This is a genomic window from Rhizobium sp. 01T437, assembly GCF_056398505.1.
This window is the reverse complement of the sequence record NZ_JBFTPM010000004.1, coordinates 185,750-201,430: the sequence shown is the minus strand read 5'-3', so window position 1 is coordinate 201,430 and position 15,681 is coordinate 185,750. Positions and strand designations below refer to the sequence as shown.

At 53.7% G+C, this 15,681-nt stretch carries 14 protein-coding genes; 4 read left to right on the top strand and 10 right to left on the bottom strand.

Annotated elements, in window-relative coordinates; all coding sequences use genetic code 11:
* Positions 1-28 precede the first annotated feature (28 nt).
* On the top strand, positions 29-958 hold the full coding sequence (locus tag AC1DM5_RS09600; protein ID WP_477974924.1) for a DUF2958 domain-containing protein: 930 nt from the start codon (positions 29-31) through the stop codon (positions 956-958).
* 13 nt (positions 959-971) lie between these two features.
* On the opposite strand, the gene AC1DM5_RS09595 is transcribed toward AC1DM5_RS09600, so the two are convergent.
* Entirely contained in the window at positions 972-2,306 is a 1,335-nt protein-coding gene (locus tag AC1DM5_RS09595; protein ID WP_477974922.1) for a hypothetical protein, read from the bottom strand.
* Positions 2,307-2,356: 50 nt separating this feature from the next.
* On the opposite strand from AC1DM5_RS09595, the gene AC1DM5_RS09590 reads away from it, so the two are divergent.
* A complete protein-coding gene (locus tag AC1DM5_RS09590) occupies positions 2,357-2,689 on the top strand; it encodes a DUF6626 family protein (protein ID WP_477974920.1) in 333 nt (110 codons plus the stop codon).
* A 33-nt stretch (positions 2,690-2,722) separates the two neighbouring features.
* Here AC1DM5_RS09590 and AC1DM5_RS09585 read toward each other — a convergent pair whose 3' ends face one another.
* The 9 genes from AC1DM5_RS09585 to AC1DM5_RS09545 all read right to left on the bottom strand — a co-directional run bounded on the left by AC1DM5_RS09585 (position 2,723) and on the right by AC1DM5_RS09545 (position 12,994).
* Positions 2,723-3,388, bottom strand: a complete 666-nt coding sequence (locus AC1DM5_RS09585; protein ID WP_477974918.1) for an ATP-binding protein — start codon at positions 3,386-3,388, stop codon at positions 2,723-2,725.
* Positions 3,389-3,463: 75 nt separating this feature from the next.
* Positions 3,464-4,552: a hypothetical protein gene (locus AC1DM5_RS09580; RefSeq protein ID WP_477974916.1), complete on the bottom strand. Its 1,089-nt coding sequence runs from the start codon at positions 4,550-4,552 to the stop codon at positions 3,464-3,466.
* 88 nt (positions 4,553-4,640) lie between these two features.
* Positions 4,641-5,639: a hypothetical protein gene (locus AC1DM5_RS09575; RefSeq protein WP_477974914.1), complete on the bottom strand. Its 999-nt coding sequence runs from the start codon at positions 5,637-5,639 to the stop codon at positions 4,641-4,643.
* 125 nt (positions 5,640-5,764) lie between these two features.
* Complete coding sequence (locus AC1DM5_RS09570) at positions 5,765-6,334, bottom strand: tyrosine-type recombinase/integrase (RefSeq protein ID WP_477974912.1); 570 nt, start codon at positions 6,332-6,334, stop codon at positions 5,765-5,767.
* A gap of 350 nt (positions 6,335-6,684) precedes the next feature.
* On the bottom strand, positions 6,685-7,656 hold the full coding sequence (locus tag AC1DM5_RS09565) for an MrcB family domain-containing protein (RefSeq protein ID WP_477974910.1): 972 nt from the start codon (positions 7,654-7,656) through the stop codon (positions 6,685-6,687).
* A gap of 417 nt (positions 7,657-8,073) precedes the next feature.
* A complete protein-coding gene (locus AC1DM5_RS09560; RefSeq protein ID WP_477974908.1) occupies positions 8,074-9,111 on the bottom strand; it encodes a hypothetical protein in 1,038 nt (345 codons plus the stop codon).
* A 204-nt stretch (positions 9,112-9,315) separates the two neighbouring features.
* Entirely contained in the window at positions 9,316-9,900 is a 585-nt protein-coding gene (locus tag AC1DM5_RS09555) for a hypothetical protein (RefSeq protein ID WP_477974906.1), read from the bottom strand.
* A gap of 214 nt (positions 9,901-10,114) precedes the next feature.
* Positions 10,115-11,485 (bottom strand): hypothetical protein, encoded by a 1,371-nt coding sequence (locus AC1DM5_RS09550; RefSeq protein ID WP_477974904.1) that lies wholly within the window; start codon positions 11,483-11,485, stop codon positions 10,115-10,117.
* Between the two features lie 453 nt (positions 11,486-11,938).
* Positions 11,939-12,994: a DUF4917 family protein gene (locus AC1DM5_RS09545; RefSeq protein WP_477974902.1), complete on the bottom strand. Its 1,056-nt coding sequence runs from the start codon at positions 12,992-12,994 to the stop codon at positions 11,939-11,941.
* Between the two features lie 154 nt (positions 12,995-13,148).
* Here AC1DM5_RS09545 and AC1DM5_RS09540 point away from each other — a divergent pair, with 154 nt between their 5' ends.
* Together AC1DM5_RS09540 and AC1DM5_RS09535 are read left to right on the top strand one after the other, a co-directional pair.
* Positions 13,149-14,411, top strand: coding sequence for an HAD hydrolase-like protein (locus AC1DM5_RS09540; RefSeq protein ID WP_477974900.1), 1,263 nt, complete (start codon positions 13,149-13,151; stop codon positions 14,409-14,411).
* Positions 14,404-15,393, top strand: coding sequence for a DNA-processing protein DprA (locus tag AC1DM5_RS09535; protein WP_477974898.1), 990 nt, complete (start codon positions 14,404-14,406; stop codon positions 15,391-15,393). The genes AC1DM5_RS09540 and AC1DM5_RS09535 overlap by 8 nt, the downstream gene beginning before the upstream one ends.
* The last annotated feature ends 288 nt before the right edge of the window (positions 15,394-15,681 follow it).

Below are 15,681 nucleotides of genomic sequence, written 5' to 3'. Positions count from 1 at the left end.
ACGTTCCTTGATATGTCTATGCGCCCCTGTGACAGCGTCCGGCGCGCGTGGGAGCACCTTTTCACTTTCTTCATTCCTGCCCAATATGGATGACGCCGGGCCGGTGATTGGGTTTTGCGTTCACCGCGCGGCCTCTTTGCTCGCCCTTTTCGCCCGATGGAACTTTGCTGCGCCCGCAACCAGCGGAAACAGCATGCATCGACACAGCGAAGACGAGACGCAAACTTCTCAATTATCCCAGACCCAAATCGACCTTGCCTTACTTTTTATGAGCGACCTGCACGTCAATGGCCGGTCCCTCTACCGCATCCAAGGCGGCAGGCCATTTTGGGTACGCTATGAAGCGGATGGTCGCATACAGGAACGGTCCTATTTCTCGGCACTGTCCTGGCGGGCGCTGATGCTGTTTGCGCTGGAAGACTGCCGGGAGTTCAACGTCCTTGAGATGGACGAGCCGGGACGGCTGGCAGAACTGTTTCCCGAAGCCGTCATGCGGCAGTTTGAGGAAAACGCTAAAGCCCGCCGCAATATCGTCCCGGTCCTGAAGCTTGTCGATCCCAAGGGGCCGACCACCGTCATCGTCAGCCGCAGCCGCTGCATGGGCCATGCCGTCGATGTCCTGCATGATCTCGACAACGGGAGGCCAGTGTTCCAGCCGGTTTGGATATCCGACCTGCTGAGGTTGGATGCCAAGACCGGCATGAAGCTCATACGGGATGAGAGCTTTGCGCCGACCATACCGATCGGCGCCTATATAGAAGCTGCCTCCCTGACGGGCCGGATCGCAGGGGAAGACGAGATTTCCGTTTTGCCTCTCACCGGGCGCGTGCCGCGGTTGCGACTGCCTGAGCCAGCCGCAACCGTGCAGCGCATCTTCGATCATCAATGCCGGAAATGCCCTGCACTTGAGCAGCTTCGCGGTCGGACAATCCACGAGGATTACCGGTTCTCAAGCTGAGCCGCCAGCAACATCAAGCCTTGTCGGCAAACCTATCGGCGCGGATACGGTGCACGCGTTCTGCCAAGCTCTCGATGTTCCCCACGTAAGCCGGAAGTCGGGTTCTCTCGCCCGTACGGCTCGCCACCGAACAGTCGCCGAAACGCCTCTGGTAGGTCTCATCCGTCCAGTTAGTATCTAGTAAAGGATTATTATACCTTACAGAATAATACCTCATGGAAGAACCCACGGACCTGACACCAAGCTCTTCATTTCGAAGAACATCAAAGTCAACATCATTAATCCCATGAGCCTTCTGCTCCTCTTCCTTTTTCCGATATTCTGCGAATACCTCATCGTCCTCACAGACCACTGACTGATCGAACGAGCCTTCGGCAAAGTCATCGACCTCATGCCAATTCGGCTGGGTGGAGACATTAGTCGGGCCGGTTTTGTCGCCACGACCCAAGACAAAGCGAAGCGACTGAAAGCCAGATCGCTGCAAGCGCAACCACTCCGCATAGGCCTTAATGTCTTCCGCCGGCCACCAGTCTCGACTTCGCGGCGCGTCCTTGGTAGATGCGATAAAATCGAGCGGGTCCAGTTGTTCGGTGTCGTTCTCGATGCGGAATTTCAGTGAATAGCGAATGACGTTTTGCAGGTTCTTTACAACCGAACGACACCTGTGAAACCGGCGGACATCGACCTGATAAGGGGCGCTGTGACCGTCGTTGCGCAGAGCTTTGGCGATGTCTGCATCTGACAGCCGTCCCCTCGCGACGATCGCATGCAGGTGGGGAAGCCAGACGGTATCGGTATCAGCACCGACCATCGGGAAACCCAGATGATTGAGCGCGAGCTTCGTCTTGCGACCGGCATTGTGGAAATCTCCATGGGTAGTTCGTCCCATTTCCCAAAAGCCGAACAGCTGAAAATCATTCCAGCGCTCATCCAAGCTACGTTGGCGTACGAGGAAATTTGTAAGCCGACGCTTTTCCTTTTTGATCAGATCCGATGCATCGCTCAGCGCCTCGCACGGCGGCAACAGGATCGTCACGAACGCCAAGTCCTCGTTGTTGGCGCCGGCGAATACCTCACGGATGGCCTGACGTGTCTGCCGGCCGCGCTCGCGCATGAAACAACGGGGGCACAACGGCATCTGGCAGTAAAACACATTGTTGGTTTCGCTGACTTCTCCGCAGCGGGTCATGCGCGGCGTCAACGAATGGTCCGAGCCGAGCGCGTGCATGACCGTTTGGCGTTGCTCTTCGTTGCCCGGTGAGAGCCACCGCAGTTGGCATCGTTCTTCCCAGCGAAACTGCCGCCTGACCATCAGCGCGGCGCGCAACTCATCCATAGCCTTTGACATGAAAATCTCCTTATAAATCAATGTACTATTTATAAAGCAGGCCCGCCGCAATGCCGTTCGACATCGAGATAAATAAGTTTTTCAAGGAGATAATCGCGATGATCAGAGATATTTACGGCACAATGAAAGCCGCAGGGTTGACGAATTCCCAGGTCGATTTCTCGCGCATCTGGCTCGGCCGCAGCGACCGCTATTATTCGCACCTCATTGCCGTCGGGCATGAGCCCGGCCTTGCCACCCTTTGCGGGATCAAATGGCGACTAGAACAGCTGCGGTCTCAGTCCAAGTCCGCGCCCGATCCGACACTGCTAGAACTCCAGCACCAGATCGCAAGCGAGATCGAGCGGCGCGCTATCACCGATCGCCGCCACCGTGTGTCATGACAAGAGATCGTGTTACACGATCTCTTGTCGCGCCTACAGGAGTAGTGCCAGTCGCTTGTACATCTCGCGGAAGTCGAGTGAAGTCGTAAGACCGGCCGAAAGCACACGATGGACCTGACCGGGTGTATAGGTTTTCCCCTCCGCGATAAGAACCTTCATGGCTAACGGCACAAGGTTTTGCGGCGCGATGCATCCCATCTCAACGCAGTTGCACCGGCTCTGGAGCGCTAGCGGTATCTTTCCGACGTAGTTCGTAGTCATGATGACGAGCAACGGGGTCGTCGCCCTCATGTAATGATCCAGAGTGGATTTCAGGTCGTTCAAGAAAGCCACTCCGAGAGTGTCAACTTCGTCCATGATGATGACGCTGGCTCCCTCATTATTGGTTAGTTTCGTCACGCTCAGAAAGCTTTCCAGCTGCTTGAGAAGCTGATTGCCGGACAGCGTGTTGCTGCGCAGAAAGAGGGTGTCCCCCGTATTCAGCTCGACTTTCCCCGCAGGCGTTTCCGCGAGGCTCGGGATGACGGCTCGGGGGAGAAGCTGGGCAAGCTGCGTTTTTCCGGTTCCCGGCGGGCCGTACAGCAGCAGCGGGTCCATGGACGTACGGTTCAGATAGCGTCCGATCACTGCGCCGATTTTCTCGTCGCAGATCAAATAATCGGCAAGTGTTGCCGGCGCATGCTTAAGATGCAAAGACATGGTGAGTTACCTTTTTATCAGCGAGAAAGGGGCTCCCGCTGATGCGGGAACCTCATCGGAGATGCCGGCCGGCTTTTATTGCTCGGCGACCTGACTTTTAGTGCGAGCAGCAATAATGTCCGCCGCATCCGTAACGATGAAGGAACGGTATTTTCCCTCATCGGGCTGCTCAGAGGCGTTCTCGCTCCTGACCGCATCAGCAACGGCAGCGACGTCTTCGCCCGCATCCGCCTTTTCCTCGGCATAAAGCGTGAAGAATTCAACCTGGCCGTTTTCCGCCTTGGCCAGCCGTTGCACGAAATCGCCGAGAGCGGTGAGCGAGTTGGTATGAGTTGGACCGCCGGTCCACACCGCAATCACGTCCCAATCGCCGGCGGCGTTCTGCCGCAAGAGCGGGAAGGCGACACTGTTGCTCGCCTCAGCCTCCAAGTTCAACAAGGACTGCGGGATCGTCGCAGGTGTCGTGTAGCGGCCGTTGAGCAGCTGGAATGCACGGGCACGCGGAGAAACCGGCTGCTGCTTGGCTAGCTCCGAAATCGCGTCGTCGGAAAACTGCGCAACGGCGGCAAGAACCTTCCGCTCATTTTCGGCGGTCTCGCCATCGCTGGTCGGAGCAGGTGTGTCCTGAGCAGGCGCAGCAGGCACATCCGTTGCCGGTGCGACGGCGACCGCTTCTGCGGATACGGCGTCGTCAACCGAAGCCGTATCCTGCTGCGCCGACTCGGCCGAATTTTCAGCGAGTGCCGGAGCCCCGTTTGCCGCCTCTTCGGTCTCCTTGTACCAGCCGTTGCGGATGGCCTCGATGCCGCCGCAGCGCCCGATCCACGCGACCAGCCCATCGGGTTCGATGCCTTCCGATTTCGCTACCTTGAGGACTTTCGTCCAGGCGCTGACCTGAGCGATCTTGGTCTTTGTTTCCCACCCGTAGGCGAGTTTCATGATGATCGCTTCTTTCCGGGTATCTTCGCGGATCGTGAATTTGCCGGCAACAGCAGCGATGACGTCCTTGCGTTCGTGCTTGTCAGCAACCTTGGCGACAGAGGCGATAGCGTTGTAGAGCACCGCGTCGGCGCGAGCTTGCAGTGTGCCGAATTCAGCGAATGCGGCGGCCGTGGATTTGAGGTCAGCAATGAGAGTTGCGGATACGTTTACTGCTTGTGACATGAATAACCTCCTTGGTTCGTGTTAGGTCACGATCAGGAGGATCGCCGATCCGGGAGTTGAAGCTGCCCGTATGGCATTTTTCGAAATATTATAAGAAATGGGGATAGAGGGACGTCATGCGATCCCTATCCGGGCGACCGTTCAGCGGCGTATGCAGCCTTTGAGCGGCAGCGTAGGCTGCAAGCTTGTGAACGATGATATCGACGTCGTAATGGTCGATGTAGTTATTAAGACGGTTCGGCAAATAAGATTGGACAGCAGCCACGCCGACGGCGATCAGCAATGTCGGCGTTAGCCATGTCTCATGCTGCGGGTATGCTGGCATCTGGCTAACGCAATACCGGGTGGCCATTTCTGCCAATTCCTTTGCCGAAAGCGAGTTCAATTGACGCTCTAGATTGAAGACAAGCTCGCAGGTCCGGAACGAACGGTTGTGCACCCAGGATGCGATTTCTGTGAGCGTTTCCGCCACGGCTTGATGCCGGCTGGCATCGTGGGAAGAAATCGCATCGATCCTTGCTAAGAAATCATAGCGTTCGGTCTGCTGCAGTCCCTTGAAAAACTTGAGCAGAGAAGGACTGAACGAAGGATACAGCTCTACGCCGAAGCGCTCGTGCAGTTCGGCCTTGATTTCGCGTTCGCGAATGCTTTCACCCGTTGCCAAGATGCTATCGATGTCGGCTCGTATGGCATCGATCCGCGATGGTCCGTTGAACTCGGGGCGGCGCATCTGGTATTCGATGAGCGAGCGTTTGTCATAGCCGGCGCTATCGTTTGCCTGACGACCCCGTACGATCGGTCCCTCTTTCGGCGTCAAGAGCCGGGAACGGGATGCATAGGAGCGCTTAGGCTTTGCGCGGGTCTCGACCAAATCTTGCCACAGCATTTGATTGGATCGTGCCACTTCAAAGATAGGCGCGAGCTTATCAAGGAGGCATTCGATATCGCGTTCGCTGACTGCTCTGATATCGTTGAAAAAGTTGTCACGGTTCTCTTCGACGGCCCGAATGAAGGGGCGAGCAACAACAGGATGAACGGCTCGCGGTGAAAGCGAGCGTGTTTTGGTTGTTCTTGCTGCGCGAGCCATGTTGACCTCGATGAATGCCCCAAGCCGAGCCTACGCGAGTATTCGTGGAGAAAGACACAACTCAAACAGTAAAGAGATCGTGTAACACGATCTCTTGCCGAAGCTGCAGGGTCGTGATCGACGGGTTACAGCAGATCGACGGCCGCCTTCATCATCTCGTCGCGGACATCGATATAGCGTTGCGTCGTCGTCAGGTTCCGATGGCCGGCCAGCGTCATGATGACCTTCGGACTGACGCCAGAATGCGCAAGTCGCGTGATGAACCAGCGTCGGCCACTATGCGAGGTCGCACCGTCGAGCCCGGCACCACGATAAAGCTGGCCCATCAACTGGCAGAGCGTGTTCGCGGAAAAGGCTGTTCGCTTCTGTGTCAGCAGTAGCGGTGCGTCCGATGCACGGTCGACAAGGTGTTCGGCGGCATATCGTTCGATCTCCCGGCGCAGCTTGTCGTTCAGGAATACCACGCGCGCATGACCGCCCTTGGTGATTTCCGCGCTGAGCCGCAATTGCTCCCGCACCTTGCCGTCGCTCTCGAACACATCGCACTGGGTCAACGCGGCGATCTCACCGACGCGCAGGCCCGCGAGATGCGACAGCATCAGCGCCAGCCGATTGCGTCCAGCATGCTTCATCTGCGCGACCACGGCCAGCAGCCGTTTGAACTCCGCGTCGGTCAATACCCGCGCTTGCTTCATCTGAACCCCACAAAAGACAGCGTTTCCGTGCCGTTCGTTATGTTACTGATGAACCAAGAGGGCGAGCGTTTGTTTCCGGAGGGAAATTGCTCTGCAAGCGCAGCAGGTTAGAGGGGTCGAAAGCCGAAATCTAAGAAAATGTATGTTTTGTGAGGTTTGTCTTTTCTAGACGCCTTGGGAAAGCGATGACTATTCGCCGCCGGTAGAAGACATAGCGGTCGTGTTGGAAGAGTGACCGCTTTTGGGGGCCGAAAGCAGAAGGTCTACCGTGGGGCATATCTATCGGAGAGACGCTGTTCAGAAACCGAATCATCTGGGTTTTCGTTAGGCGAGCCGAGTGAACACATGGCCTATTTGCCGTTGAACAGTTCTATTAGTGCAGGAAGCTTGTGAACAGCCTTAAGGTCCGCCAACGTCGCCGGCCCATTCTTCCGGTGCATCATTCGATGGCAGTTCGCACATAACACTGCGAAATCCGTTTTGACATTCATAGGTACCACTGTGTTCGGTGGCAGATTGCCGAGTTGGATTAAGTGATGCGCTTCGATATACTGATGCCCGATTTCCCCATACACCTTCTCGAAATCAAAACTGCAGCCTTGGCAGACATAGCCCAGAGCTTTCTTTACCTTCCGGCTGGTTGATGGATTGCGTTCGATGCTTCGATGCTGGCGATATCTCCGGCGCTCATCAACGCTGTCGCCTTCAATGGCATCGTCATCATCAGCGGTCGGAAGGTCGGTTAGGCCGCCTAAGGTATCGAGCTTTAGGTAGATGCCCAAGACTTCCCCTAGATGTTGAGCGAGAACGGCTTCAGACGGAAGATTGGTGAGGTCATAGCTGTAACCGCAAACGTGGCCTGCCTCATAACCATCCGGTAAGGTGCCACTGCTGGCGAGATCGATTGCCGTTTTGCTCATCCCAGATGGCAACTTGCCGAGACGCGCGTTGCCGAGCTGCGCACGGCGTTCCAGTTCCGGAAGATAACGAGATTTAAACTCTTGCTCGATGGCGGTCGTGCCCTGGTTGAGGGTTAGGTAGAGTCGGGCCATATCGGCAGAGAAAAGATAAACTGCGTAATAGCCGCGCGTTGCGGTTGTCGTAATCGCCGGATTGAACACCGCAATCCATGGTATACGAGCCCAATTTCCCTGACCTGGGCTGCCTACAACCTTAAATCCGAATCCGAACAGGCTGTCGACGACCCTATTGACGGCAGAGGGGGCGTCATGACGAATGAAGGCTGCCAAAGTGTTATCGGCGATATTTTTTGCCGCTTCAGCTGTGAACTCTGCCGCAATCCTCAGCAATTCGTTCCGCATCAATTTCCCCCACTCTTGAACACCTCGCTATAGCGGCTGGCGCGATCATTAATTCTTACTTGATGGCGACGCTCGAATAATTTCGAGCCACATAATGCAAACATTCAAGTTTTGCCGGTTTAAAGTTCGGCGCCTAAAGCGGATATACACATTGTTTGGATAAGTAACCAATCTGGGCCCGGCAATAGACTATCGCCTTTGGCAACGTGTTGGCCAGAAAAGAAGGTGTTCGCTTGAGTTCACGCCAAAAGAGAGTTGTCGAGGTAATAACGTGCAAAAATCAGTATCGGTTGCGTTCTGATTCATAGTGGAGTCTAGGAGGCCCGCGCCTAAATTCGCGCCGGGGACGTGTCTGGTATGGCTCATTCTTTGAAAATGTTACAATTTGACCGGCATACCCATTTAGAGCGACGCACTTTAATAATTAAGTCGCTTGAACGCGCTCCCCTCCGCAACGAATGCAGCAGCTTGTCGCGCAACTTCGTCAACGTGTGCCTTGTCCCAACTCCAACCAACAAGGACACCATCAAAGTATTCGACGAAATCACCTACAGGGCGATCGGGAGGATGGTATCGCGCGGCCTCGACAAGTTGTCCTGTAGACAAGATAAAAAGCTCGAATGTCCATTCTGGCCAGATTTTCTCATGGCCCTCCGGCATTGACAATTCGCTCAGAGGAGACTTGACCACATAAGTCTTCTCCTCTGGGTTAAAGCGGCTCAAAAGAAGATCTTGACCGACATATCGCGAGAAAAACGAGTGGCCCGAATACTCATACGTACCGTCGTGATATAATTTCCATGCTCGAAACATGAGCCGATCAATCTTTTGAAAGCCATTGGATGTTGGATAAGCAACTTCAAATCCTCCGCCCCATGAATTTTCCAATCCTTTGCCAATGACCTGAAATGCCATTGCCCTCGCAGCAAAACGGAGCATAGTGGTTCGGGCCAGCAGCCCATCTACTTGTTCTTGCGATGGAACGAGCTCAGGGCATTCCTGAAGAAAGCTGAAAAAATCGCCCGCACCTGATCCCAACAGATATACCCTTTTGTCGTCAATCTCGAAACCACGCGTTCGAACGCAAAATGGAAATATCGACGTGCCTGCAATAATTAACGCAATTATCTCGGTGCCTTCACTGCATGAGTTTAGAATCTCGAAAAGAGCTTCCGGATGTTCCTCCAACTGTTTGGTCCGAGGCAAGGCTTTATCCAGCTCTTCTATAATTCTGGTCGCCTCGCGTTTCAGCCCCGCCCAAGCGATTAATAGATAGGGTCTGACAATGATAAGTTTTTGGGCGAGTCCCGCGGCGTAATCCCTATCCGTTCCAGGAAATACTCCCGGGCTACGCAAGGTTGGCAGATCAACCTCGGACGGCATTCCCCAGGACAGGAGTAAATCGCCCATGAACGCAGGAAGTCCCCCAATACTTAAACCTGCAACTAAAGTCATGTGTTTGCTAACCTTGATTATCTGCTATGCCTAAACTTGCCGGGGTGCCTTGTGCTGTTTCACATCTATCGGTAAGCTGCGGATATGGAGTTCGTCGATATTCTTACAGCTGTTCTAAATCTCACGATAGCCGTCATCGGCATCGCCTCCTTCAAAAAAAGGCAATTAATGTCCGGGAGTCTAAGGACGATAAGCTAGCCAGTTTCAGCGGTAAAGGAGGCGCTTTCTCGCAGTGGATACCTCGGACTTCCCTGCAATTTCAATGTGATAAGGAAGCGGCGATAGTTTGACAACAGGGCAGTGGGGATCCTTCGTTACACCGTCTTCGGCGAAACACCATAACGCCCATGGTATCTCGGACAACTTATAGAAATCTGAGAAATTTAGCTCTCGGTTGCCGAGCACGACAATATCTTTCATGAATGTCGCTGGTCCGATGACAGCCAGTTGCCCGCCTTTAAGAACTGAAAAAGCGGCGCACGCGTCTTTTCCAACAGCAACGATCATCTCTTCTGGTCGCGGGATTGCAGAGAGATATTTCTGATCAAGCAGCTCCCAAATCGCCCAACGCGCGAAAATTCCGGCAGTGAGCTCTCCGTAAATGAACTGCTTGTCAGCGAGATGGTGGACTTCCACGACGTAACCAGACAAGACGGTCCTATTAAATGACTTTCGCCGGTCTGCTCTTCCCGACCTTCCGCGAGGCGGCTCCGCCTCTAAATAACGGCAGCAAAGCTCATTCAGTAGAGCCACTCCAGGTGGTTGGCTCTGAGCGAGCATATCCAGCACGCGGCGTTTCCTTTTTGTCTGACGCATCAGTTCGACATCTTTCGGCGCTAGCGATTGGCGATTCTCAGAGAAGAAGATGGCATGGCTGCTGTGCGGGTGTCTTGACTGTCACAGACCCGATTCATACTTCAACAGTTGTGGTAAGATCTAATAGCCAGCCGTGTATTTGGCGTCGCTGAGGCCAGCCCTAGTTCTATTAGCTCATCGCCGTCGGTCACGCGTTTAAGCAGATCACGACGAGCTGCGATACCTGATCCCACAATGCTGTGAGATGGCTCGGTGAAGGTGCGAAGTCTGGTGAGTGGACGTATCGATTCATCGTGTCGATGGAAAAGATGCCGTCAGCGCTCTCCAGCTTTCGGATCACGCCAGCATATTTACCGTCAATTCTCCGGTTTGCTTCAAGGTCGAGGCCAACTTTCTTGACTTTGTTCTTCAGACTGTCGTTAGCACTGACGCTTACGAGGTTTGTACGGGAGATGTAGTTGTCGATTGACAATTCGAAGAGCACACGGAACAGCACTGAGATAGCATTGGGATGATCGTCGAGCTTCAGCTTGAACTGGAGTTCATCCCAAATTTGCCGCTGCCGCTGCACGTGAGCCTGCCAGACTACTGCGTGGTTCACCTGGGGAATTAAGCTCGTGCGCTTGATCAGTTTGGCGAGCGGTGCCGTGCTGGCAGGAGCGCCAGGACTAGGGGTGGCGCCGCTGCTTGACCCCTGCCCGGCACCCAATCCTGAAACATCGTCATGACCAGTGCGTCGCTTAAGTTGCCCCGCCGCTGATGGGGAAGGTAACGGCGGCAACGGCAGAACCCCCTCGGTCTCCAGACGATCAAGGTAGGCAACCTTACCTTCGTTGTCCCACAGGTCGCCCAGCACAACAGTACGGTTCGTCAGATCCTCGGCGATGCGCCGGAAGATGGGCAGCACCAAAGGCTCAGGGTGAGTGAGCTGGAATTTGCTTCGGCTGACGCTGATGCCGACGCGGTTGCGCAGTCCTTCCGAGGAGAGAAGCCGGTTGGCCGTTGACCAAGGTATCTTTTTCCCCGGCAGCATACCGGCAGACTCCAGGCGCTTTTCGATCTCGTCGGCGACGTTCACGCCACCGCCCTTGCCGGTTCGCTCGACGAATGTGGCCGTCATCCGGTCTGTCCAAGGGTTGCGACCGATTCCACCCCGCGTGCCGGTGTGTCGCCTCAAGAGGATTTCGTCGATCCGCTCGCGGTCGGTCTCAATCTGGCAGTCTAGCCGGTCCGGAAAGACGCCTTTCCAGTTCGCCTTCAACCCCTTAAAGAAGGCTTGCAGCTCCAGGCTAGGTGCGCGCTTCGGCTGCAAAATGAGCTTGAGGCAGGTGACACGGCGGTTGCCATCGAAGACGATGTAGTTCATGCCGTCCGGCCAAACCAGCGGTGGTTCATAAATCTCGCCTGTCTCTGTCAGGTCCTTTGCCAGCTTTCGCATGGCGCTTTCGTGATGCGTGAAGAGCCAAGCGATGGCGGCCGTTTCGTTCTCCAGTTCGCCGTGCCGGTCGTTTGCGCTGTTCACCAGGAGCGCTTTAAGCGCCAATTTCTTATAGCTCATTCCCCGTCTCCCGAAGCCAAACCTTGCCGTCGCCGTTCTAAAATTATCTTCGTAACAAATTGAACATCGCCCGCGAGAGGCGTTTCTCAACAGAACTATCGCCCCCACATAGTTAAGTTCAAGCAAAGACGAAGTGTGTTATGCGGTTGTCGGTGTTACATCGGTACGAGTTCTCACTTGGCTATGTGATGGAGTACCTTTCTGTACGGGTCAACCGCGTGGAGATAGTCTGCCGGATTGAAAAAGAAAAATAACTACTTAATTTTCGCGCCAGGCCGGCGGTGATGCTGGCCCGACCGGGATCAGAACGCTAACGCCAGACAGTCAGCCGGAATTCGAGAAAGCAATTAGCCAAGATCTACTTTCGGAGATCTGCCCACACAACCGCGCTTTAATGTGCGGCACCAAAGCCGTCTTGAGGAACGGTCGCGCTATCCTGCTTGCAAGCCAAACCTAGCCCCAGACGCGAGCGGACTGAGCATCATAGAACGTAACGTTAAGCGGTGACGACGACCTCCTCATTGCTGCCAAAGCATTCGCTCTCAGAATGATCTGCATATTACTTGGCGAATGTGGATCACCAAACAGACTAACGTAAAGTTGTGGAAACTTAGAAAGTCCTAGTCGCTTTAAAATGTGGTCGTCGTTTTCAGCCAGCGAGTGGCCATGAATGAAGAAGCATACCTTTGCTTGTTGCGCGTTGGCCACAAGCTGCTTAAAACCTTGATAAAGATAGGCATTGTGCCGAATTTTTGCTTTTTTCTGGCGATCAGTTCCCTCAGCAACAAATAGAGGAAATTTGTTTGCGGAGATCGCGGCACGTGCCTGATCGACTAAGCGGGCATTTGTTCTAACCCAAGTATATTTTTGAAGCTCGGTGCCCGCGTCGAAGAGATGCAGTGCTCCATGTAAAAAGTGCACTTTCGCATTATGGGCGCCGACTTCGCCCTGCCAAACAACGTAGTCGGCCAACGGATCGTCTTCATCGTTACCGAAACCGTCATTGGTAGTCAAAGACCCTGCCGATGGAACGAATGGATTGTCTTCGTGCATTAGCACCCAATAAAGCAGCAAATCATAGTTGAGGGTAAAAACTTGCCCGTCATTCGGTCCCAGAAAATGTCGGAGAAAATTTCTGCACGCCCAAAATTTCGCGTCAGGAATGTCTGCCGGGATATCGGGGTGGTTAGCCGCAATTGTCTCAACGAGAATATCTTTGAGCGCTTCCGCGTCATCTAACATTTCTTGTGTGGCAGACGGCGGCGCCCCGTAAATCGAAGCAAGGCGCGCGCTAGCTTCAAGGCTCCGGATCGCGAATTCAAAGTCTTGGGTGCCGAGGGAGGCAAACACATTTGGTAGCCGTGGTCTTTTCGAAAAATCCGCTCTCTGAAACAAAGAGCCATAAAGAAAAATGTCGGGCCTCAGGGCTATACTGAAACCATTTCCCAAAATCAGGTGCCGTTTCGAGAAACGAGCTGAATCCACTATTGCCTGTTCAAATGAAAGCATATTATCTCACGTATTCTAAGTTGAAATGCGATCTAATGCATAGATACGCCAGGTTGGTGTGATTCGCCATCGAGCCCCTATCACGGGGTGATATCGCTTACGGACTCTCTCCGCGCTGATTAAGTACGAACAATTATTTAGAAGAGAAACAGGCATGGCCAGAAAATTCCAAGTATGTCTCTTTGACCTCGATCAAACGCTAATAGAAACAGGAGACATGGAAGAGGTAAGGCTAGCCGGAAAAGGCGATAGCAGCAAAAAATACAAGCTCAAGGTAAATGAGAATTATCATGAAAATTCAGAAAGGCACTATTATTCTGAAAATCTTATACTTAGCATACGAAAGAAATTTCCAGAACTGAAGTTGGGAGTTTTCACCCGATCTCCGAGAAGCTATGCTGAAACTATATTGCAGCTGGCGTATCCGAGCATCGATTGGGACGTCATTATAGCCTATGAAGACGTAGAACACACGAAGCCTTATGGTGAAGGCATTGATAAGGCGATGTGGTCGTTCGATTACACCAGTATCAAGAAGGTAATACTTGTAGGTGACGGCGAGGTTGACATACGCGCTGCCTACAATGCTGGCTGCGTTGTGGTCCTGGATCGGTCCTCGTGGGGGCATCGGAATACTCGGGATAACTGGAACTCCTTGAAGTGGATACCTGATGCGATCATTGATACTCCTGAAAGTCTGATCGACGTGCTGAGTGCGTATGAGGATTACTTGCCAGAATTGGAGCGTCTTCTGGCCGGTGCGGAAAGCCGTAGTACTCAACCGCGTTTCGATAAGATCAACAAATTCATTCCCAAAGACGTTGGGGGCGATAATTCAGCGTTTCCTATCTACTCATCTGGCCGTTCTTTTTCGGCATACCCGTCTCTCGAATGGCGACGAAAATGGCACAAGCTATCTAAACAGATTCAAGAACAAAAGGATGCCACGACTTTTCCTGATGAATGGATTCAAGTCGTGCGAACTTTTATCAAGCGACAGTTTATTGGATGGCCCTTCGCGGCAGAGCACCTAATTTCCGTAATCCCGGCAAGGCCCGGCAGAACACCTCGCCTGGAGAATTTTCTGCGGCAAGTCAGCGAGTCAAACGACGAGACTGCCATCAACAAGATCGTTAGATTTTCATTCGTGCCAGACCTACTCGCGTACAAGGAGGGCGTAAAATCAAACAGCAATGATAAGCTAGGTGCGTTAGAGCGCTTTGCGAATGTTCGAGACCATCTGTTCGTCAACAAACCTGAGATTGCGGCAAGGGCCGCGCGGGTTCTGGTCATTGATGACGTATCAACAACTGGATCGAGCTTGATCTTTGCAAAAAAATATTTGGTGGCCGCTGGAGCGAAAGAGGTTACTTGTTTGTCTCTAGCGATGAACATTAGCAATGTGCTGTATGAATAACATATCTGAAGCGACCCGAAAACTCCTTGCCCTGTCGATGCTGAATGGCGTCGGCCCCGCGACGCTTCGTCGAGTATCCGGAACCATCGGGTTTCTCGATATGTCTATCGAGCAGATAGCTTCATCGACTCCAGCAATCTCAAGAGGCGTTAAAAGCTTAGCTGATTGGACCAGGGCAGAAGATGCGGCAGACAAACAAATTCACGACGCGGCAATGCTCAATGCTCAAATCTTGTCCCCCTTAGATGAAGGCTACCCTCCGCTTCTCGCAGCAACGAAAGACGACCCTTTCCTGATATACGTGAGAGGAAGACTTCATAGCGATCCGTCGAAGGCAGTGGCGATTATCGGCACGCGTGAGCCGACTGCGCATGGCAAAGAAATCGCCAAGCGTATCACGCGTTTCTTTGCGGAGCAGCAGTGGAGCGTTATCAGCGGGTTAGCTATTGGCTGCGATGCTATCGCGCACCAAGAGGCTCTTGATGCGCATGGGCACACGGTCGCGGTCTTGGCACACGGACTTCACACCATAGCACCTAGCCGGCACCGAAAGCTTGCAGATATGATCCTTGAGCGCGGCGGCGCGCTGGTGTCGGAATATATGGTTGGTGAAGGCGCTAGGCCGCAACAATTTGTGAAACGCGACCGGACGCAAGCGGGGTTAGCCCAAGGTGTTGTGATGATTCAGTCTGACCTAAAAGGCGGAAGCTTGCACGCGTCGAGGGCGGCGTTGGAGTACGGTCGATGGTTGGCGGTACCGTACCCGACGCCTCTTGATCGCGCCAATGCGGAGCCAAAAATCCAGGCTAACTTAGTAATCTCCGAAGCAGCCCCTGTTGTGAGGAATGAACTTTTAAGGCTGCGGGATCCTCATTCTGCACAATTGATCACGCTTCGGAGTAAGGATGATTACCCGCTGATGATCAACATATCGCAGAATAAAGATTGGCCTGGTGGCGCCGGCCAGGATCGCCTTATCTAATAGTTGCTTGCTTTCACAAAGTGGTTCTGTCGCTCGACAGAAGCGCGCCCGGGGTCCGACACTCACGCGTGTGGTTCTTCTCGCGATAACGCATGGAAGGAAGCACATAGTCGAGTCAGTCTCACAAAAACAATAACTCACAACCCACGTCCAATTCCGATGGCAACTGACCCCCTTTCTAAGGCGATGCACGCGGCCCGTACCAAGATACTTTTTAACCGGCCCGAGCTCGTGGAGGCGGGGAGGTTGCGGTTTGTCGACGCAACAGAAGAGTGCGGGGACATGGAA

Coding starts and splice junctions, on each gene's coding strand:
- AC1DM5_RS09595 (WP_477974922.1), bottom strand. CDS start 2,306: ATGTCAAAGGCTATGGATGAGTTGCGCGCCGCGCTGATGGTCAGGCGG.
- AC1DM5_RS09590 (WP_477974920.1), top strand. CDS start 2,357: ATGCCGTTCGACATCGAGATAAATAAGTTTTTCAAGGAGATAATCGCG.
- AC1DM5_RS09585 (WP_477974918.1), bottom strand. CDS start 3,388: ATGTCTTTGCATCTTAAGCATGCGCCGGCAACACTTGCCGATTATTTG.
- AC1DM5_RS09580 (WP_477974916.1), bottom strand. CDS start 4,552: ATGTCACAAGCAGTAAACGTATCCGCAACTCTCATTGCTGACCTCAAA.
- AC1DM5_RS09575 (WP_477974914.1), bottom strand. CDS start 5,639: ATGGCTCGCGCAGCAAGAACAACCAAAACACGCTCGCTTTCACCGCGA.
- AC1DM5_RS09570 (WP_477974912.1), bottom strand. CDS start 6,334: ATGAAGCAAGCGCGGGTATTGACCGACGCGGAGTTCAAACGGCTGCTG.
- AC1DM5_RS09565 (WP_477974910.1), bottom strand. CDS start 7,656: ATGCGGAACGAATTGCTGAGGATTGCGGCAGAGTTCACAGCTGAAGCG.
- AC1DM5_RS09560 (WP_477974908.1), bottom strand. CDS start 9,111: ATGACTTTAGTTGCAGGTTTAAGTATTGGGGGACTTCCTGCGTTCATG.
- AC1DM5_RS09550 (WP_477974904.1), bottom strand. CDS start 11,485: ATGAGCTATAAGAAATTGGCGCTTAAAGCGCTCCTGGTGAACAGCGCA.
- AC1DM5_RS09545 (WP_477974902.1), bottom strand. CDS start 12,994: ATGCTTTCATTTGAACAGGCAATAGTGGATTCAGCTCGTTTCTCGAAA.
- AC1DM5_RS09540 (WP_477974900.1), top strand. CDS start 13,149: ATGGCCAGAAAATTCCAAGTATGTCTCTTTGACCTCGATCAAACGCTA.
- AC1DM5_RS09535 (WP_477974898.1), top strand. CDS start 14,404: ATGAATAACATATCTGAAGCGACCCGAAAACTCCTTGCCCTGTCGATG.